The 19,575-nt window shown below is 36.0% G+C and carries 19 protein-coding genes; 6 read left to right on the top strand and 13 right to left on the bottom strand.

What is annotated here, in order from left to right:
* Positions 1–47 precede the first annotated feature (47 nt).
* Entirely contained in the window at positions 48–674 is a 627-nt protein-coding gene (locus IJF99_RS08045; RefSeq protein ID WP_292794004.1) for a DUF447 domain-containing protein, read from the top strand.
* Positions 675–695: 21 nt separating this feature from the next.
* On the opposite strand, the gene IJF99_RS08050 is transcribed toward IJF99_RS08045, so the two are convergent.
* The gene (locus IJF99_RS08050) at positions 696–1,667 is read right to left on the bottom strand and encodes an ABC transporter substrate-binding protein (RefSeq protein WP_292794007.1); all 972 of its coding nucleotides are present in this window, start codon (positions 1,665–1,667) and stop codon (positions 696–698) included.
* A 174-nt stretch (positions 1,668–1,841) separates the two neighbouring features.
* Positions 1,842–2,777, bottom strand: a complete 936-nt coding sequence (locus tag IJF99_RS08055; protein ID WP_292794009.1) for an ABC transporter substrate-binding protein — start codon at positions 2,775–2,777, stop codon at positions 1,842–1,844.
* Positions 2,778–2,826: 49 nt separating this feature from the next.
* Between IJF99_RS08055 and IJF99_RS08060 the strand changes: the two genes are divergently transcribed.
* The 4 genes from IJF99_RS08060 to IJF99_RS08075 all read left to right on the top strand — a co-directional run bounded on the left by IJF99_RS08060 (position 2,827) and on the right by IJF99_RS08075 (position 6,754).
* The gene (locus IJF99_RS08060; protein ID WP_292794010.1) at positions 2,827–3,441 is read left to right on the top strand and encodes a class I SAM-dependent methyltransferase; all 615 of its coding nucleotides are present in this window, start codon (positions 2,827–2,829) and stop codon (positions 3,439–3,441) included.
* A 249-nt stretch (positions 3,442–3,690) separates the two neighbouring features.
* On the top strand, positions 3,691–4,698 hold the full coding sequence (locus tag IJF99_RS08065; RefSeq protein ID WP_292794013.1) for an ATP-binding protein: 1,008 nt from the start codon (positions 3,691–3,693) through the stop codon (positions 4,696–4,698).
* Between the two features lie 9 nt (positions 4,699–4,707).
* The gene (locus tag IJF99_RS08070; protein ID WP_292794016.1) at positions 4,708–5,463 is read left to right on the top strand and encodes a HesA/MoeB/ThiF family protein; all 756 of its coding nucleotides are present in this window, start codon (positions 4,708–4,710) and stop codon (positions 5,461–5,463) included.
* A 106-nt stretch (positions 5,464–5,569) separates the two neighbouring features.
* Positions 5,570–6,754, top strand: a complete 1,185-nt coding sequence (locus IJF99_RS08075; protein WP_292794018.1) for a coenzyme F420-0:L-glutamate ligase — start codon at positions 5,570–5,572, stop codon at positions 6,752–6,754.
* A 45-nt stretch (positions 6,755–6,799) separates the two neighbouring features.
* Here IJF99_RS08075 and fdhD read toward each other — a convergent pair whose 3' ends face one another.
* From fdhD to IJF99_RS08120, 9 genes are all read right to left on the bottom strand, one after another.
* Positions 6,800–7,459, bottom strand: coding sequence for a formate dehydrogenase accessory sulfurtransferase FdhD (fdhD, locus tag IJF99_RS08080; RefSeq protein WP_292794020.1), 660 nt, complete (start codon positions 7,457–7,459; stop codon positions 6,800–6,802).
* 179 nt (positions 7,460–7,638) lie between these two features.
* Entirely contained in the window at positions 7,639–9,027 is a 1,389-nt protein-coding gene (locus IJF99_RS08085; RefSeq protein ID WP_292794022.1) for a glutamate--cysteine ligase, read from the bottom strand.
* 24 nt (positions 9,028–9,051) lie between these two features.
* Entirely contained in the window at positions 9,052–10,443 is a 1,392-nt protein-coding gene (locus IJF99_RS08090; RefSeq protein ID WP_292794024.1) for a hypothetical protein, read from the bottom strand.
* A complete protein-coding gene (locus IJF99_RS08095; RefSeq protein WP_292794026.1) occupies positions 10,436–11,233 on the bottom strand; it encodes a class II glutamine amidotransferase in 798 nt (265 codons plus the stop codon). The genes IJF99_RS08090 and IJF99_RS08095 overlap by 8 nt, the downstream gene beginning before the upstream one ends.
* Positions 11,234–11,348: 115 nt before the next feature.
* A complete protein-coding gene (locus IJF99_RS08100) occupies positions 11,349–12,368 on the bottom strand; it encodes an adenylosuccinate synthetase (protein ID WP_292794029.1) in 1,020 nt (339 codons plus the stop codon).
* 139 nt (positions 12,369–12,507) lie between these two features.
* A complete protein-coding gene (locus IJF99_RS08105; RefSeq protein ID WP_292794032.1) occupies positions 12,508–13,101 on the bottom strand; it encodes a hypothetical protein in 594 nt (197 codons plus the stop codon).
* A gap of 1 nt (position 13,102) precedes the next feature.
* Positions 13,103–13,693, bottom strand: a complete 591-nt coding sequence (locus IJF99_RS08110) for a hypothetical protein (RefSeq protein WP_292794034.1) — start codon at positions 13,691–13,693, stop codon at positions 13,103–13,105.
* A gap of 4 nt (positions 13,694–13,697) precedes the next feature.
* Positions 13,698–14,390: a DUF6882 domain-containing protein gene (locus IJF99_RS08115; protein WP_292794036.1), complete on the bottom strand. Its 693-nt coding sequence runs from the start codon at positions 14,388–14,390 to the stop codon at positions 13,698–13,700.
* Between the two features lie 9 nt (positions 14,391–14,399).
* Positions 14,400–15,635, bottom strand: coding sequence for an LL-diaminopimelate aminotransferase (locus IJF99_RS08120; protein WP_292794038.1), 1,236 nt, complete (start codon positions 15,633–15,635; stop codon positions 14,400–14,402).
* A gap of 255 nt (positions 15,636–15,890) precedes the next feature.
* On the opposite strand from IJF99_RS08120, the gene IJF99_RS08125 reads away from it, so the two are divergent.
* Positions 15,891–17,318, top strand: a complete 1,428-nt coding sequence (locus IJF99_RS08125) for a hypothetical protein (protein WP_292794040.1) — start codon at positions 15,891–15,893, stop codon at positions 17,316–17,318.
* A 17-nt stretch (positions 17,319–17,335) separates the two neighbouring features.
* On the opposite strand, the gene IJF99_RS08130 is transcribed toward IJF99_RS08125, so the two are convergent.
* Together IJF99_RS08130 and IJF99_RS08135 are read right to left on the bottom strand one after the other, a co-directional pair.
* On the bottom strand, positions 17,336–17,806 hold the full coding sequence (locus IJF99_RS08130; protein ID WP_292794042.1) for a hypothetical protein: 471 nt from the start codon (positions 17,804–17,806) through the stop codon (positions 17,336–17,338).
* 8 nt (positions 17,807–17,814) lie between these two features.
* The gene (locus IJF99_RS08135; protein WP_292794045.1) at positions 17,815–19,485 is read right to left on the bottom strand and encodes a glutamate--tRNA ligase; all 1,671 of its coding nucleotides are present in this window, start codon (positions 19,483–19,485) and stop codon (positions 17,815–17,817) included.
* Positions 19,486–19,575: the final 90 nt, after the last annotated feature.

The following is a 19,575-nucleotide window of genomic DNA, read 5'->3' on the forward strand; positions in this document are numbered from 1 at the left end:
TTTATTTTTCAAAATTATCTATGCAAATTTTTTTTAGGAGAATTTAAATGAACTACGATTTAAGCAGGCTTGGAATTGAAAAGGACTTGCAGTATGAATGCATTACAACAACCATCAATAATGATGGAGTTAAGAATGCAGGAGCCTTTGCATTTATTTATTTGGGAGAAGATAAAGTTCACTGCCATATCTTTGAGGGATCAAAAACACTGCAAAACATCCGGGATACCAAGGAATATGTAGTAAACATTACACAAGACCCCCTGGCTTTCACCTATGCAACACTAGATTGCCTGGGCGATGAATATTATACCGACGATGAAGACATCGCCATCATTAAGGACGCTCCTGCTTACATTATTGTGGATGTTGAAAACATCGACATCAAGACTCCTGAAGATTTCCAGATAAAAGGAGACAATGACATCTACTTTATCTATGGAAAAATCAGAGATGTTGTTGTAAATGATGAAAACATTCAGGCCTACAACCGTGGAATGAGCGGACTGATTGAAGGGCTTGTTAACTTTTCAAGGTATAAAATCGTTGACGGCGAAAAAAGAAAAGAGTATATGGACAGGCTAATCGAAAATCAACGCGTCATCAATAAGGTATCTGACGAAAAGACAAAAGAAGCCATGGCCAGATTAAGGGCCGAATACGAAAAAAATTAAAAAAAGAGCATAGTTAAATAACTATGCTTCCCAATATAAGTCTTCCTGAGAAACTGTTTGATTTAAAATGCCTAAATCAACTTCCAATTGTTGGAATGCATCCACATTAGCTTTGTAAGAATCATCTAAACCAAAGATGAATGGGAAACTTTCTAAGGAAACGACTTCCGCTGCTGGGTCTGCAACAATATCTTCAGGCAACAATTCAACTACAGCATCGGTTTCACCAGCTGCTATTTTTTCATTGATGAATTGAGTTGCTTGTTCGTGAATTGCAACAATCTCTTTAGCGGTATCCTCATTATTATCAAGGAAGTCCTGTGATGCTACTACAACACAGCATGGGTGTCCAGGCATGATTTCAGAAGAATCTACTAATTCCTCGATATTGTCATCGGTTACTCCAAGACTTACATAAGGTTGGAAAGTAATTGCTGCGGGAAGATTGCCTGTTTTTAAAGCGTCATTGATGGATGGAACTTTCATTGCAGATTCATTGATGTCATCCAAAGACATTCCATTATCGTTCAAGTATGCTGCAAGCAATACGTGCTGAATGGATGCTTCACCAGGAGTTGCAATGGTTTTACCTGCCAAATCACTTGCACCTTCAATATCGGAGTCATCGGTTACGATAATTCCACTACCTTCCACTTGAGCAGCAGAAATAACTTTTACAGGTACGCCAGCAGAAACAGAGGATAATACCGGAGCGATTCCGACATAACCAACATCAACATCACCGCTAGCCATAGCAGTCATCAAATCTCCACCATTGTTAAATTGAACAAGTTCAGTGGAAATATTCTTTTCTTCGTATAGTCCTTGTGCGTCCGCTACAAATAATGCGGCATCATGGTCTGAAGGCAAATAGCCTATTTTTACGGTGTCATCTCCCCCTCCCAAAAAGTCAAAGAGGCCTGCACTGGCAGAACCCATTACGAGAAATGCTGCGAGTGCCAACACTAAAATAAATGTAATCTTTTTATTCATTCTTTCACCAATTAAATAATTTAAATTATTTACAATTATTAATATTTACAAGTATGCTATAAATATATATCTTCATTAACTTGATTAACAATTGTTATATTTTGAATCCCTTGTTACTAGTTAATCATACAAACTATTTAAAGATTATGTAAAAAAAAGATTATGGGCAGTTGATTAACTACCCTGCCAGAAAATTTGATCTTCAGAAAGCGGTTTCTTTAAAACACCCAAATCAACTTCCAAATCCATAAAGTCCATGACTTGCTGTTTATAATCATCATCCAAACCGGATATGAATGGGAAACCTTTCATTGCAGTTTTTTCCACTTCGACATCACTGACAATGTCCTGCGGAAGTAAAGTTGCTGCCTCATCAACATTGTTATTGATATAGTCAGTTGCGTTTTCATGGATTTCCAAAATCTTTTGGGTTTCATTAGGATGCTCGTCAATGAACTTGTCTGATGCCACAACTACACAGCATGGATGATTTGGAATAATGTCATTGGAGTCAACCAATACATTTGCCCCATTTTTCTCAGCTATTGATACGTATGGCTCAAAAGTAATCATTCCATCAATCTTACCTGTCTTTAAAGCGTCATTCATTGAAGGAACTTTCATTGCTGAAACTTTCAAATCACTGATGGACATTCCATTCTCTTCCAGATAATATGTAAGCAGCATGTGCTGAATTGAAGCCTCACCAGGTGTTGCGATTTTTTTACCCGCCAAATCGGATACTGAACTGATTCCTGAATCCTTTGCAACAACGATTCCTGATCCTTCAGTCTGAGCGGCGGAAATTACCTTGACAGGAACGCCGTTAGATATTGAAGACAGAACAGGTGTAATTCCGACATAACCAACATCAACATCGCCACTGGCCATGGCAGTCATCAAGTCTCCGCCATTGTTAAACTGAACCAGCTTTGTGTTGATTCCGTTTTCTGCATATTTGCCCTGTGCATCTGCAACAAACAACGCTGCATCATGGTCTGACGGCAGATAACCTATTGTTACCTCTTCGCCTGACCCTCCAAAAAGGAAGAATGCACCGACGGCAATGACAATAATTGCTATAATGATTGCGATAATTTTATTATCCATTTTATCACCAATATTAAATATATATGAAAAACAATTAAAGGTTTTGATTATGGTAGCCGAAAAGATTGACCAATGCATGAAGCCACATGGTGAGGAAGGAATTCAAACGATTGAAAACATGAACGAAAACCACAGGGAAATATCCGAATTCGCATTCGAATGCATTGATGTTGGAGAAAATGACAAAATACTTGACATTGGCTGCGGTGGAGGAGTCAATATTGAAAAATTCCTTAAATTGACAGAAAATAATGTTGACGGTCTTGACTACTCTGAATTATCCGTCTCAGAGTCAGTTAAAAGAAACAAGGACTCCGTTGACAGCGGCAGATGTAAGGTCATTCATGCCGATGTGAGCGATATGCCCCTTGGCGATGAAAGCTATGATTTGGTTAGCGCTTTTGAAACAATATATTTCTGGCCCGAAATACAGGAAACATTCAAGGAAGTTTCAAGAATCATCAAAAAATCAGGCAGATTCATGATTGCGCAGGGAACCGACGGAAATCATCCCGATGATGAGAAATGGTTAGCCACCGTTGAAGGAATGAGCGTCTATACTGCTCCTCAACTGGAGAAATATTTGCTGAATGCCGGCTTCAGCAGGGTTAATAGCTTTAAAAAAGAAAATGATTATATTTTAGTTATTATCGCAGAAAAATGAAATTATTCATCACATGAAACAAAACATGAAAAAAAATCATATGGTTGCCTAATTTCAAAGAAAAATTTATATAGAAATTAAGACTATGATTACTTATGGAAAAAATAACTATTGTTATATTATTTTTCCATATCTGCAAAAATTGTATTGAAACTCCAAACTCTAAAATATAATTAAAACATAAATACTAATGAGTTAAGGATTACCGCCTAGATTATATTACTCATTAAAAGATATTCAAGGGATAAGATGAACTTAGAAGATAAAATTAATATTGTAAAAGACATTTTGAAAGACAAAAATATTGCTATTGGTTTTTCCGGTGGCGCTGATTCAACATTAATCACCTATTTATCTTCTAAAGTTGCAAAAGACACATTGGCCATCACAATCGATAATCATATATTCCCTACAGGATTTGTTGAGAATGCAAAAAGAACCTGTGAAACATTCCAAGTAAAACATGAAATAATAGACATTGACTTCTATGAGGAGGAGAATCTCTTATCCAATAGTCAGAAAAGATGTTTCACATGCCGTGACATGATGTATTCGACAATTGAAAAGATAGCCCGTGAAAAAGGTTTCGACTTCATTTGTGACGGCAACAATATTAGCGATCTGGTAGCCGACAGGCCAGGTATCCTAATAACCTATGAAAAAGGTTTTGAAACACCGTTCATCAAAGCTAAATTAACCTCCAAGGAGATTCATGAATACCTTGATGAACATAACATACCCTATTCAAGGTCAACCACATGTCTTGCAACCAGAATCCCCACAAATACCAGAATAACTGATGAAAAAATAAAAAAAATCAGATATTGTGAAGATTATATTTTAGACAAGACTAACTGCGAAATCGTGAAAGTTAGGGATTTGGAAGAGAATGGTATTGTTGAAGTTGATGATGTTAATGAAATACTGAAAGACAATGCATTTAAACAGATTGACGATGAATTAAAATGTCAAGGTTTTGATAAAGTCGTTTTAAATTTATCGCAAATCGATGATAATGAATACATCAGTATCGACTATTCGGACGGATTATTTTCATATCAACTTCCGTTTACCATAAACCTTGAAAATACAAAAATGCAACTGAGTGAAATTGACTTTGAGTCCGGTGAAAAAATCCGGTCAGATAAAATCACAATCCATGCAAGCGGATTGATTGAAGGCGATGACCTGGAAACATATGATGCAGCACTGGACACATTTATGGAAATACTGCCGAAACTTAGAAGGAACATTTAGGTGAAAATAATGCCGACAAGATACATTGGAGACGGATACTGGGAAATAGCTTCCCGCCAGATGAGCATAGTAACAAGAAGCGAACAGCAGAGATTTAAAGATGCAAAAATCACAGTCATAGGATGCGGGGGAATCGGTGGAGAAACCATTGAAATGCTTGCAAGAATGGGCATCGGAGAGCTTGTCTTAGTTGACAAGGACGCATTCGACTTATCTAATTTAAATCGACAGACATTAGCTACAATAGCTGACCTTGGTCTTGAAAAAAGTTCAGTTGCCGCTGAAAAAGTAAGGCTGATCAATCCATATGTCAAAACAACAATATTCAATGAACATATTGACCAAAGCAATATTGATGAAGTCATTGGAACATCCGATATTGTGGTAGATGCCTTGGATAACGTTTTAACAAGAGTTATAGTGTCCAGAAAAGCCCGTGAGAAAAAAATTCCATATATTCATGGAGCAATTCATGGGACTATGGGTCAAATTACAGTATTTTTGCCTAATAGTGAAAAGACTTATGAAGAAATGTTCAATCTGCCTTCCCTTGGAAAAGAATTGGATGAAGAAACAATTGAAGCATTGAAGAATGTAACCTCCGGAGTACCTCCAGTTATTGGCCCTACACCCAATCTGATTGGATGTCTTGAAGCCTTTGAAGCCTACAAGATAATAACCGGAGTGGGAAAAGTTACAGTTGCTCCCGAAATTTTAACTTTCGATTTGCTCAACCTAGGTTCATTTTCACTGGATGAACTCTAATATTTTCATTAGAATAATATATTTATATAATTGAAAAATATAAAATTAATAGGTTGTTGGAAGTTTCATTCCAGCAAAAAATTCATACTTCTTAGGAGCAAAAAAAATGAGATGTGTTGGTACTGTAGTACGTGGAATAAGAACACCTATTATTAAAGAAAACGACGATTTGGCCACAATAGTTGTAGATTCACTGATGGCAGCAAAAGAAAGCGAAGGATTTGAATTCAGAGACAAGGACATCGTTGCAATAACCGAAGCGGTTGTGGGTATTTCAGAAGGAAACTATGTGACTGTTGACGATGTTGCACAGGATTTGCAAAACAAATTCCCATCCAAAAACATTGGAGTAGTAAATCCTATTTTAAGCAGAAACAGATTCTCCATAATCTTAAAGGGTATCGCAAGAGGAATGGATAAGATTACTCTATTGACCTCTTTTCCGGCAGATGAAGTTGGAAACGGTATTCTTGATGAACAAATTCTAGATGAAAGCGAATTTAATTTGGCAAGCGTCATCTCTGAAGAGCAATACAAAGAAACTTTCGGATCATGGATTCACCCATTTACCGGAATTAACATGATTGACTTCTACAGGGAATTGATTGAAAGCGAAGACTGTGAAGTTGAATTTGTCTTTTCCAATGACATCAAAACAATTCTTGACTACAACAATGATGTTTTGACATGTGATATCCACACCAGAGAAAAAACAACAAAAACACTTAAAGGATTAGGTGCCAACGTATACGGCCTGCATCAAATTTTAAATGAACCTATTGGAGATTCAGGTCATAATCCTGATTTTGGATTGCTCGGTTCAAACAAAGCTACCGAAGAAAGATTAAAACTGTTCCCAATAACCGGCGACAAATTAGTAAACGAAGTTCAAAAAAGATTGATTGAGCTTACAGGCAAACAGATTGAAGTGATGGTTTACGGTGACGGGGCATTTAAGGACCCTGTTGGAAAAATTTGGGAACTGGCAGATCCTGTAGTCTCACCAGCACATACAAGCGGACTAATAGGATATCCAAATGAAATTAAATTGAAATACGTTTCCGATAATAAATTCGCTGATTTGAAAGGCGATGAATTAAAAGAAGCTATCAAAGAAGAAATCAAACAAAAAGATGAAAACTTAACTGGACAAATGATCACCGAAGGAACCACACCAAGAGTATTGACCGATTTAATCGGTTCATTATGTGATTTGACCAGCGGTTCCGGAGACAAAGGAACACCAGTTATATTTATCCAAGGATACTTCGATAATTTAGCAAATGACTAAATTTCGAAACCTTCTCTTTTTTATTTTTAATGAACAGACACATCACTATTTTTCGAGATTGATCCGTTCTGGAGCGGTATAAACTGTAAATCTGTTGCCCCTTACAAAACCAACCATCGTAATATTTCCTGCACGGGCCACATCAATACCTGATGATGCAGGTGCCGCATTAGAGATGATTATTGGAATTCCAACTCTTATCACCTTAATTAACATGTCCGCAGGCATTCTTCCACTATAAGAAATATAGCATCTTGAAAAATCATACCCCTCTTTTGCAGCAGCCCCAATTACCTTATCGACAGCAACATGGCGACTTACATCTTCACGGATGATAATATCATCTTCATATTTTAATTGAGCAACGTGAACTCCTGCTGTTTTCTGCCAGATTTTTGCCTCGTCAGTCAAATGCTGAATATCCTTAATGATTTGAGTTGCATCAATACTTAAGTCTGATGTGTTGGGCTCGATTGTCTTCAACTCTGACCGGATTCCTCCGGCATTATCGGAATTCACTCCCTGATATTCCAAAAGTCTGCAGACACAGGCATGCTCACAGTTTCCCTTCCTTTCCTGAACAATACCTTCCTGTTCCAAATCCTCTTCAGGGTCATGATTGAGATATGTGGATATCAAAACATTAGTTCCATCCAATTCTATTGATTTAATGTCTTGATAATCCTTAATCAAACCTTCACCCAAACAGTATCCGATTGCAAAATCTTCCAGATTCTTTGGATATGTTGAAAACTTGCGGGGAGGCAGATAATCAATGAATAGATATGTATATTCATCATCAACACTGTTTTCATAAATTGTTTTGTATTTTCCATCCTTCCATTGTATAACTTCTGTTTGTCTTAAGAAGTCCGTAATATCACCTATTTTCCTGCCAAAGCAATGTTTAAATATTTCTTCAATTCATCACATTCATCAGGATCAACATTTTTTAGACTGCTGATGCTTGTCTGCTTATTGTTTTTTGACAATTCAACATGAGCATTGATGTATCCCTTTTCCTTAATCAATTTTAAAAGTCGTTTCCCGTATGTCAAATCGGAATTTGAAATACGGTTGAGCATTAGGCTTAATGTATGCTCTTCTTCAATTCCCAATACTTCACACATGCCATACATTTCATTTATAATTTCTGCAGCCCAGCTTTGAAGTGTTACCTCTTGGCCATCCCTAAGCAGTCTCATTGATTCGACGTAAGCCGTTTCAGCTGTTGCCTCCTCATTGAATTTGGCCTCTTTCTGCCAATCATTATAATCGGACTCCTCTTTAATGAACATGTATATCAAGAACAGATGCAGGAATTTCATATCCTGCCTTACAAGTCCGCATTGGTAAAATGGATTGATATCTAAAGTCCTTATCTCGATATATTCAACACCTTCTTTTTCAAGGGAGTTCAACATGTCCTGAGGATTTTTCGGCTTCAGTCTAATCTGGGTGTACAGCTCTTTAGCTTCTGACAAGTCACCATCCTCAATGAATCTGTTTACATCACTGACAAATTCATTTACAGAATTATAAGATGGATACAAATCCTTTAAGTTCTTATATCCGCATGAAGCATTTCTAAATGAAGGTCCTCTTGTTGAGTAGAAACTTCCATAATCGTCCTTTTCATCCATCAGGTGAATGCAATCATTAGAGAAGGTCTTATGTGAACCTATGGAACATCCTGTCAGATAAATGATTAACCAGCAATATCTTATGTAATTTCTGGCAATCTTTAGATAAACATTATTTTTAAACTCCTTGAAAGTCAAATCGGAGTTTTCAATATCATATAACCTGTTCAGGAAATCGTCTGAAAATGAAAAATTAAAATGAACCCCTGAAATCATTTGTTTTTTGACACCGTATTTTTTTGCCAGGTCTTCGCGATACCTTTGAGAAGCATGCCCCTCTTCAGAATATCTGGCAATCGGAATCTGATCCCAATATGGTAAAATACATGGAATGGACTGGAACCACAGATATTCGTCTTCAGGAAGTGATGCATTTACAATATCGGACAATAGTGAAAAATTATCAAATGCCTTGTCTATTGAGTCGAAAGTCGGAGTTATGATTTCAATTTGACTTTCTGAAAAATCAGTGGTTACAACAGGATTTGCCAGTTTATCTCCGAATACTTCGGGATGTGGAGTTAATGATAATTTTCCATCGCCTTTTGCTCTTAAGCTCTCCCATTCTATTCCAAATGAACCGGCCAATATTTCATCTGCAGATAATTTTGATAAGTTTAATAGATTCATTTCTCCCCTCCAAAGCCAATGCTTTTATTCTAATTCACCATAATCTTTAATTATATTTTCCAATTTCATCCCATTATGCATTGACGTAATTATGTCTTTTCCCGGATTGCTGTGCTGTTTAATTCTGTCATATAACGGATTTAAGAAAACTTCCTCGCCAATTCCCCTTTCATTCAGTCCATCATTTGCCAAATCAACGACATCCTTGGTTAATTTACATAACTCATTTTTATCAATGAAAACTGGAATTTCATCCTGTATCAACAATTTTCTAAGTTCTCCTGCCGTATATCCGTTGTGATAAATAATATTATCATCATTAATTAATTCTTCAATTTCATCTAATTTTTCTTTAAGGCCTAAATGAAATGCTGCAACAGACATGGAGTCCCTTATCGGCTGAGTGCATACGCTTCTAAATTCCACTGTACCTCTGAATGTTAAATTGATGAATTTGAATGGTCTTAAATATTTAATATCTTTAATGCAGGGTTTTATTTCAATTTCCCTGTATTCACCATTACAGTATATCTCCCCACAAACAAAATCCTTTTTAAAGTATTCCAAAAGATTCATTGACGGGAAATTTATATATGCTCCATCACGCATTACACAGTAAATATTTAAGGATTCCAAATATGCCTGCAGGTCTTCAAGGTTTTTAAAGTCCACATCATACATTCCGATATTGTGGGGATTAATGCCGTGAGTCGAATATTCCCATAAAGCGTCTCTAAAGCAGGTCACATGCTTATTTTCATCAACCAGAACCGAATTTGAAAACAACAATGCTTTGATAGGTTCGATTTTTGAAAATATGTTTATGGTTTTGACCAGCTCCTCCCTATAAACATCCAACTGAACCTGTGATGCGGATGAAAACATCCCATATTCAGGATACCCATGAAAATACATCGGAATATCCCTATAGTTTTTGAAAGATTTTAAATGATGATAAAGCATCAGATATCTTTCAGATGGAATCGGGTGATTTTTATTATACTTCCTGTATGGATTGATGCCCATTCCAGTTAATGTGTGATTAAACTGCTCAAAACATTCTTTTGTAAATGCATAATAATCACAAAAACGATCATGTATGGAAAATAGGTCCTTTTCTCTTCCCATTGCAAATTCTATGTTATTATAGGAGCAGTCATAACAGAAAATGTCATCATTATTGTTGTTTTTAAGAGAAAAAACATTTCCGTCATAATCAATGCCATCTTCCTTAAAATCAGGAAATTGCTTTTGAAACCTATCGGTCACCTTATGAACAACATCAAAATCGACCGCCGTTTTATCGAGATTGATAATGGGAATTTCGATTTCTATACCTATGAAGTTCTTTTTCTGCTCTGTTGGCTTTATGAATTCATCATATAATTTATTTCTCACAGTTTCCTCATCAATCATTATTATCAACCTGATTAATTGATTTTAAAAAGTCTTCAATAGCTTTTTCATGTTCTTCAGTCAATATGAACTCGTTTTGATGTTTTTCGCTTTCAAAAATTATATTTCCATCAATCAAAGCGAATAGCTTATTCAACTCCACCGGTTTCCATTCTTCATCATCGGTCAATGGAGTTGAAGCGACAAGAAAACCTTCATCATTTTTCAGATAATATAGCGAATCCCTCATATTTGAATGGATATAAGTTAAATCACCATCATAAATCATTAGATTGACCTTGTTATTTTTAGATAAGTCAACGATGAGTTGGTTCAATAGATTAAATCTCTCCTTTATTGTGGATAATCCTCCTTTGTTTTTTTCAAACTCGTTAACTTTATCTATGATGTATAAGAGTATCCTCTCTGAATCAGTGTCGCCGTTTTCCTTATCTTTGTATTCATTGAGCTTCGGATAATCGAATATTGTCCCGTTATGTATCAGCATCCATGATCTGTTATTGTCATCGGCTTCAATGAAAGGGTGGCAATTTGGAGATATGATTTCCCCTACGGTGGCCAGCCTGATATGGGCAAACACGTTTTTTCCTATAATAGGATGAGATAATATATCTTTTAAGTGTTGGCTACATGTTGCTTTTATTGGTTCCTTATTTATAACAAATTCATTGGATTGCATAGTGGCTAATCCCCATCCGTGCGGATGTTCTTCAGAGTGATTATAAAAACATTCCAGACACTTATTTATTTGTTTTGGCGTATTTGAATTAAAACAAAAAATTTCACACATATATTTCCCTCCTATTAATTAATATCACAATTGTTATATTGTGATAGGTATTGTTTTATAATTAATGTTATATAAACATTTTCAAAAAAAAAGAAGTATTAGAATTGAAAAAAGACTACAACAATTCTTTTCTCAAATCAATAGTGTCTTTTAAATCAGGCCCTGTGGAAATAATTGTTACCGGCACTCCGGTTTCTGTCTGGATATCTTCAATGAAAGCCTTGGTTTCAGCAGACAGTTCATCATAGTTTTGAACACGTGCACAGTCAAACAGCCTGTCAACGCATGTTAATGCGATCTGGGTTGCTCCGTTAATTCTACAGGATTCCTTAGCAAGTTCCATGTCAAAGTAACCTATTCTTCTACGTCTTCCAGTTACAACACCATATTCTTCCAAACCTTTGCTTTCCGCTTCTTCCTGGGTCATTTCAGTTGGGAACGGTCCTTCTCCAACACGGGAAATATATGCTTTGAATACATCAATGACTTCATCTACTTTAGTTGGTCCGACTCCAACATCCGCCGCAAATGTTGATGCTGTAGTGTCTTTACTTGTTACGAAAGGATATGTCCCATAGTAAAGGGATAGGGCAAAACCCTGTGAGCCTTCAATAAATACATCTTCACCATTGTCTATAGCTTCATTGCATGCCAATGACACATCGGTGATGTATTCCTCAAGTTCAGGAACATCTTTGGCAAGGTCTATAGTCCTCAATACACGGTCAGAATTTGCAGGTCCGCAACCTGAACCTGTACTGCCGATTTTTTTAGATAAATATTCTGAGGATTTGTCCCTGTTCATATGGTCTTCATTAATGATTGCGCATCTAGGGTCGACGCACATTCTTTCTTTAACATTATACTTTTTTAAGTTTTCAAATTCATTAAATAATACTTCAGGATTTACTAAAACCCCCGCTCCGATCATCAGTTTAGCGTCTGTGTGTACAAAACCTGAAGGGGTTAATCTTAAACCATACTTTTCTCCATTGAATTCAACGGAGTGTCCTGCATTCGGCCCAACGCCTGCACGAGCAATAATGTCTGGTTTATCAGCATCACATAGGTAAGTGATACATTTTCCTTTACCTTCATCACCCCATGCTCCGCCAACTAAAATACTACAAGTCATATAATAACTCCTTAAAAATCAATTCTGAAAATTGAATAATTTTCATACCAATAATATTTTATGATTAATCTATTAAAAAGTTTTTGCAGAAATGTCTAAAAATTAAATGCATTACACATCAATGAACATTGCTCCTAACTTATTTTTTAGAAAACAACAACGGATGATTTTCACACATCGGATCTTTGATAATGTTACGTTTTTGATGGTATTCCAAGAGATACATCATCCACTCGTTTGAAAGTTCCCTTAAAGAAGAATCATCAAGTTTTTCGAAAGGTGTGAAGAAATCCATCTGATTTGCGCCGACTGCAAAAGCTATCTCTTTTGTTTTAACCAGCATGAAAAAATCATTGCGGATATTGTGGATGCTGAAATCGTCAACATTGGAAATTGACTTTTCGCTTTTGAAATCATGGAAAAATGTATTTAAGTATTCAAAATCGATGAATTGCATATCTTCAACTTCAAAAAATACCTCTTCACTAAGCAGCTGGTTTTTATAATCATATTTTGATAAAAAATCGATGTCCCAGATGTTATTGTAGAAAACTGTGAAAAATGAATCCTTGGCAAAACGAACTGTTAAAGACATCCCTTCATCTGATTTGGGTTTTCCAAGCTCAATATCTTTAAATTCTAAATAAATTGAATCCTGGGCAATTTCGATTAGAGTCCATTTACCTGAATTAATAATAACATCTCGAATTAACTTTAAAGATCTTGTATTCATTTTAACACCTGTTAGCTATAAAAGCCTCATATGCTCCTTCAACTTCATATTCCTTTTCATCATCATAGGACTTATCCCATTGGAATGGATTAATCTCGATTTGGTTGTTAATTGTTTCATCCCAAATGATTGAGAAACCTTCATCTTTAAGATATTTGGAAACAGTCTTTCCTATTTCCAGAGCCTTATTCTCATCATTTTCAAAATCGCCGAAAGTGATTTTTAATTTACTGTCAAAGATTCCTTCCTCCACATCTTCAAAAGTGTAAAAGCAGAAACCACTGGCTTCGAATTTGTTATTTAAAAGATGCACTTGCAACTCGAATGCATCATTAACGCCTTCCTCGATGTCATAGCCGCAATTATGGATGGCTACAATATCCTCATTGGAGAGTGCCAGGAATGCCTTTTCCAGTTTGGAGAAGTTTTCGTTAGATGAATTATTTAAGGAAATATCGAAGCTGGAAAAATCAATTTCCTCTTCAATGAATTGGTCCTCCAATATTTCTATAATTTCATCTACACCAAAAAATCCTGATTTAGTAAGCAAATCTATCATGAATTCAATTTCTTCGGCTAAATCAGAATCCATATCCTCACCTTTCATCATCACCAAATATTAAGAGACGAGTGATGTTTCCTCTTTCTGTATATCCTGCCATTACACGGGCTTCGCCAATTTTTGCAAGTGCAAAATCATCATGCGGCTTGAAACCGTATCCTTTAAGTTTGGTATATGATTCGAACGCGATTTTTGGATAAATATTGAAATTCTTCTGGAAAGTGTAAAAAGTGTCCCTGAATTTTTTAGCGGAATCAGTTTCCTCAATCAAATCTGATTTAATGCATACGAAAATATCCAATCCTTCTTCTGATACAGCATAATATGCATCCATACCTAAAATGGAGCTTGATGTCATCGCCAGAGTATGGCAATCATCATAAGTGGCATTCAAGAGAGGAGAAGTGAATTCCGCAATTTCAAACTCTTCTCCAATTGTTTTCATTTGCAATGCAGATTTGATTAATTTGTCTCCGAATATTTCCTCATTGTCCCATGCCCAAGACCATTGTCTGGATTCCTGCATGAAAAATCCTAAAATCTGAACCGGGAAGATAATGTCGTCAAAGGTCAGTTGCCCTTTTTCAATATCCAAATCTCCAAGTTTTTCACCAATTAATTCGGATAAATTTTCTTGCTTGTCCAAAGCTAAAGCACCATATTTAGATAATAATATTTTAAATGAATCTCCCTCTTCGATTGTGACTGGTTTTTCTATAGTTTTCAATTATAACACCTAAAATTCTAATTTTGAAATTCTATCCATGGCTTCAATGGTATTTTCCAGAGTATTGAATGCTGTGAGCCTTAGATAACCTTCACCACTAGGTCCGAATCCGGAACCTGGAGTACCTACAACATTTGCTTCATTTAATAATATGTCGAAGAAATCCCATGAATCCATATTATTTGGAGTTTTTACCCAAATATATGGTGAGCTGACACCTCCATATACTTCAAGGCCGATATCGGTTAAGCTTTCACGGATTACTTTGGCATTTTCCATATAATAATCGATTACTTCCCTGATTTGTTTTTGGCCTTCTTCAGAATAAGTTGCCTCAGCGGCTCTTTGAACCGGATAGGATGCCCCGTTGAATTTGGTTGTTTGTCTTCTGTTCCATAACGGATTGATTTCAACCTCATTGCCTTCGCCATCATAACCCACCAATTCTTTAGGAACGACTGTGTATGCGCAACGGGTTCCGGTAAAACCGGCGGTTTTTGAATAGCTTCTAAATTCAATTGCCACTTCTTTAGCACCTTCAACTTCATAAATACTGTGAGGAACATTGTCTTCAGTGATGAATGCCTCATAAGCAGAATCAAATAAGATTATTGCTTTGTTTTCTTTTGCATAATCAATGAATACTTTAAGCTGATCTTTAGTTAATGTGGTGCCTGTAGGATTATTAGGATAACATAAATAAATCAAATCCACAGGTTCGGATGGCAGTTCCGGAATGAAGTCGTTTTCGGCATTGCATTTGAGGTAGGTTAATCCCTCATACATTCCATCGCCACCCATTTCGCCGGTTCTGCCTGCCATTACATTAGTGTCTACATAAACAGTGTATACAGGGTCTGTTACTGCAATCTTATTATCAATTCCAAAGATTTCCTGGATATTTCCAGTGTCGCATTTTGCCCCGTCACTGATGAATACTTCTGAAGTATCTAATGAAATGCCATATTTTTCATAGTCATTTTTAATGATGGCTTTGGCTAAAAATTCATAACCTTGTTCAGGGCCATAACCCATGAATGTTTCGCCGTCAGCCATTTCATCGACCGCTTTTCTAAATGCGTCTATAACTGCAGGGACTAATGGCTTAGTTACATCACCAATACCCATTTTAATAATATTAGCATCAGGATTATTCTTTATAAATTCCTGTTCCCTTCTAGCCACCTCTACAAAAAGGTAACTGCTTTTTAATTTTAGATAGTTTTCATTAATTTTAACAACCATGATTAATCCTCATAAATATTAATCTAATTTATATATTATTTTTAGAATATATAAAATGAATGATTAATTGAAAATACATTGAAATTCACGGTTCATTTCTAAACAAAAAAAATGATGGGGAGAACTGAATATTGAGAATGAATAATAATTCAATCATGAAAATTAATACTTGTGAATTAAGATATTCCAATCATGAAAATATTTAAATTAATGAATATCACATAAATATAAACATACTAAATAAGGGTTGGAAATATGAATTTAATAACAATTTTAATTTGGATAACTATTGCAATTATTGCTGCAATAGCCATAATAGGTGTCAGACTACACTACAGAGGCAACGAATTAGCGCATGAGGAAGGATCAATCCTGCCAAGCACAGAAAATATCGATAAAGTATTAGCAATCGGCAAGGAAAAAATTAACATGAAAAATAATGCTCCTCAAAGGAATGTGCCTCGTAGTTTATCTCCAAATATTCCTAAAAAAGAACACAACCTTAACTTATTTAGAACTAGTACTCAAACAACAAATCGGAATGATGATTTCATTGTTCCTGAAGTTGCAAATAGTGATATTGCAAAATATGAATACCAATCCCAAAATCAAGTACTTGTTAATTATGATAACACAGTTGAAAAATTTCAAGAACCAATTAAACAAAACCAGATGGATATTATGACTCAAAGTAACAAAGATACAAGCGAACTAAAGGATTTATTTACAATCGATGAATTGATTAAAGAATCTAAAAGGAAAGACAGCAAAAGGGAAAAAGAATCTCAAACCATTAAAAAAGAAGAAGATGATACTGAATTAAATGAACTGAAAGAAAGCATCAAAAACAAAACTCAAGAACCGCTTATTGAAGAGGTTATTGCTGAAGATAAAACCGAAACCATAAGCGACTTAATCAAAGACACATCCGAATCACAAGAAGATGAAACCCCATCAGTTGTTTCACAAAAACCTGTCGAAGAAGTGGAAATTGAAGAAAAAGAAGAGATTTCTGAAGTAATACTAACCCCTGAAAAAACCGAAGAGATTTCCGAACCTGCCCTTAAAACACCAAGTAAGGTTGATGAAGAAAAAGACTACAAAATGGGAGCGTCAATTGATGACGCCAATATATTCGGCGAGGAAAAAGAGCCTGACAATATGGATTTGGATTACAGGAAAGATATCGACAGAGTTAAAAACAGAATTGCAAGTTCCAGATTATTCAAGGATGTTAAAGGAAAATTCGTTGCTGAAAGTGAAGAAGACTCCGAAGATAAAATTCAGGAAGAATTCATTAGAAACGTCAATGAATATGATGAATACGAACCTATAATCAATGAAACCCATGCCGATTATGAAGCAAGCTATGAAGAATATCATGATCAACAATTAAGGCAAGCCAATACAAGACGCGTATTCAATCTGGCTAAAAACTCACCTGAACCTGAACTGGCACGACCTAAATTATCTGAAATCAAGGATAAGCCTGCAAGGGACAATATTAAAATTGACATCAATAACGAAGAAGTTGTTCTTAAAAAAGGAGATGAAATTATCTTCAATCATGACGGCGAAACCTATTCAAGTCAAGTCTATGCAATAAACGGTGATGACATCTCTGTCAGGTACAGACGTAAAGATATTAAAATTAAAGCAAGTGATGTTAAAAAGATATATTAATTATATCTTTTTTTACACTATTTTTCTTCATGATTAATCCTATATTCACCATTCTCAACAATATATTTTGGCACACTAATTTTTAAAGAACGGATGATGTTTAAATAAAAGTCGTCCAAATCTCTATCAGCATAAGGATAAGTAAATTCGAAAATGTAGAGATTGTTGTCTTCAACATATAAAAATTCGTTTCTTCTGATTTGATTTTCCCCATCTGAAAAAGAGGAAATGATAAAATAATAGATATTATCATTTATCACCATAAAGTCGGAATTGATCACATTTATTTTTTCATTTGCCGTTACGTTCCGTTCAATGTCTGCCTTAATATCCGGAAGCCCTACAAGTGTAGGGGTTGTTGAGAACTTTATGGACATTGGAATTTTAGTATTTACCAGATATAATTCTGTAAATTCATCTTTAGCTTCAATAGCTTCAAAGTCTTCAGGCATTTGAAGTGTTGAAAATCCATTTGTAAACATGGTCATTTTATCACCTATTTATGGGCAAAGTAGAAAATTAACTCCCCTTGGGATATTTCATCAAGACGTGCAAAACCGACTCTTTCGAATTGGACAATGTCACCGACTTTCAAATCTTTAAGTGCGCTTTCGCCAAGACCTGTTTTAATTGAAGCATCATCCATCACTATTTTAACATTGATGTTGTCCTCTACAGGAACCCATTGGATTATTTTGGCTTTAGCTGCCCTTGCATCCTCAAATGAAGTGGAATGATAAGTGATTTTTTCACCATCGATATTGACATTGACCGCATCCATCAGTCTGAAAATACCGTCATTTATATCTGCCTCGGCAAGATAGGCACTTCCATCAAATGCAAGATGCCTGTTGCCTCTGTCCATATGGTCGGCGTGAAGCGGTCTTTCAATATCTGCTTTTCCGCCTTCATAACCCTCAACTTCAATTTTAACAGGGTTTTCACAGAAGAAGTATCTGTTTGCTATCGGTTCTAAAAGATTACGGTTTAATCCATAGATTTTCTTCCAGCTGATTGCAGAATCCGCCATTTTGACACCAATTTCAATGATTAAATCATAGATTGTTTTGGCTTGGATCCCTCTTCTTGCAATTGCCCTTAAGGTTCCTAATCTTGGGTCATCCCATCCGCTATAGGTGCCGTTTTCGATACCCTCTTTAGCTTTTGATGTGCTCAGGGCAATGTCTTCCATCTTTAATCTTCCATAATGGATGTATTCAGGCACGTCCCATCCCATATGGTCATATAGATATTTCTGTTTTTCAGTGTTCGCCAAATGGTCCTTTCCCCTTAATACATGAGTCAAGCCCATCAAGTGGTCATCCACTGATACTGAAAAGTTCATCATAGGATAAATCCTGTATTTTGTACCCAATCTTGGATGCTCCTCATCGGCCAATCTCATTGCAACCCAGTCACGAATGGCCGGATTTTTGTGATTAATATCAGTTTTGACTCTGAGTACCGCTTCACCAACTTCCATAGTGTCGAATTTATCCCATAATTCCAGATTCTCTTCAACGGAGTTGTCCCTGCATGGACATGGATTGCAATTATCCTTCAGCTCTTTAAAAGCTGCACCGTCACATGTGCACATGTAAGCAGCACCCCTTTCAATCAACTGACGAGCAATATCATAATAGATTTCGAATCTGTCAGACTGATAAACTATCTCATCCGCCTTGACTCCCAGCCATTCCAAATCCTCCGGAATCATCTCATATGCAGGTTCAAACACCCTTTTTGGGTCAGTGTCCTCGATTCTCAAAATCAGTTTGCCGTTATGCCTTTTAACATACTCAGCATTCGGCACTGCCGCACGGGAATGTCCGATGTGCAACGGTCCGCTCGGGTTTGGAGCAAATCTCAACACTATGTTTTCGTGAGTTCCCGGCAGTTCCTGAAGGCCTGTTTCTTTAGCTTTAGGTTTTTTGTCTTGAACTTCAACACCTAACTTTTCCATTTCTGAAGCCTGCTCTTCAGGAGACAGGGCATTTACCTTTGCTACAATTTTACCTGACATCGGACCAATTTCTTTTGCCTTGCTTCTGAGTTCAGGTTCGTTTGACATGATGGAACCCATTACAGCCCCCGGATTTGCAGATCCTTTATGTTTGGCTGCGTTGAGCAAAGCATGCTTATAGATAATCTTTTCTAAATCGTTCATTTAATCATCACAATAATCAATTCAATTATAAAAATAAGTAATATTATTTATCTTATTGAAGATATATAAACATTAAGAATTATAGGGAAT

Source organism: Methanobrevibacter sp., assembly GCF_017406825.1.
GTDB lineage: Archaea > Methanobacteriota > Methanobacteria > Methanobacteriales > Methanobacteriaceae > Methanocatella.

Coding starts and splice junctions, on each gene's coding strand:
- IJF99_RS08110 (WP_292794034.1), bottom strand. CDS start 13,693: ATGGATTCTGATTTAGCCGAAGAAATTGAATTCATGATAGATTTGCTT.
- IJF99_RS08075 (WP_292794018.1), top strand. CDS start 5,570: ATGAGATGTGTTGGTACTGTAGTACGTGGAATAAGAACACCTATTATT.
- IJF99_RS08065 (WP_292794013.1), top strand. CDS start 3,691: ATGAACTTAGAAGATAAAATTAATATTGTAAAAGACATTTTGAAAGAC.
- IJF99_RS08105 (WP_292794032.1), bottom strand. CDS start 13,101: ATGAATACAAGATCTTTAAAGTTAATTCGAGATGTTATTATTAATTCA.
- IJF99_RS08090 (WP_292794024.1), bottom strand. CDS start 10,443: ATGATTGATGAGGAAACTGTGAGAAATAAATTATATGATGAATTCATA.
- IJF99_RS08085 (WP_292794022.1), bottom strand. CDS start 9,027: ATGAATCTATTAAACTTATCAAAATTATCTGCAGATGAAATATTGGCC.
- IJF99_RS08060 (WP_292794010.1), top strand. CDS start 2,827: ATGGTAGCCGAAAAGATTGACCAATGCATGAAGCCACATGGTGAGGAA.
- IJF99_RS08045 (WP_292794004.1), top strand. CDS start 48: ATGAACTACGATTTAAGCAGGCTTGGAATTGAAAAGGACTTGCAGTAT.
- IJF99_RS08055 (WP_292794009.1), bottom strand. CDS start 2,777: ATGGATAATAAAATTATCGCAATCATTATAGCAATTATTGTCATTGCC.
- IJF99_RS08100 (WP_292794029.1), bottom strand. CDS start 12,368: ATGACTTGTAGTATTTTAGTTGGCGGAGCATGGGGTGATGAAGGTAAA.
- IJF99_RS08130 (WP_292794042.1), bottom strand. CDS start 17,806: ATGACCATGTTTACAAATGGATTTTCAACACTTCAAATGCCTGAAGAC.
- IJF99_RS08135 (WP_292794045.1), bottom strand. CDS start 19,485: ATGAACGATTTAGAAAAGATTATCTATAAGCATGCTTTGCTCAACGCA.
- IJF99_RS08120 (WP_292794038.1), bottom strand. CDS start 15,635: ATGGTTGTTAAAATTAATGAAAACTATCTAAAATTAAAAAGCAGTTAC.
- IJF99_RS08070 (WP_292794016.1), top strand. CDS start 4,708: ATGCCGACAAGATACATTGGAGACGGATACTGGGAAATAGCTTCCCGC.
- IJF99_RS08050 (WP_292794007.1), bottom strand. CDS start 1,667: ATGAATAAAAAGATTACATTTATTTTAGTGTTGGCACTCGCAGCATTT.
- IJF99_RS08095 (WP_292794026.1), bottom strand. CDS start 11,233: ATGTGTGAAATTTTTTGTTTTAATTCAAATACGCCAAAACAAATAAAT.
- IJF99_RS08125 (WP_292794040.1), top strand. CDS start 15,891: ATGAATTTAATAACAATTTTAATTTGGATAACTATTGCAATTATTGCT.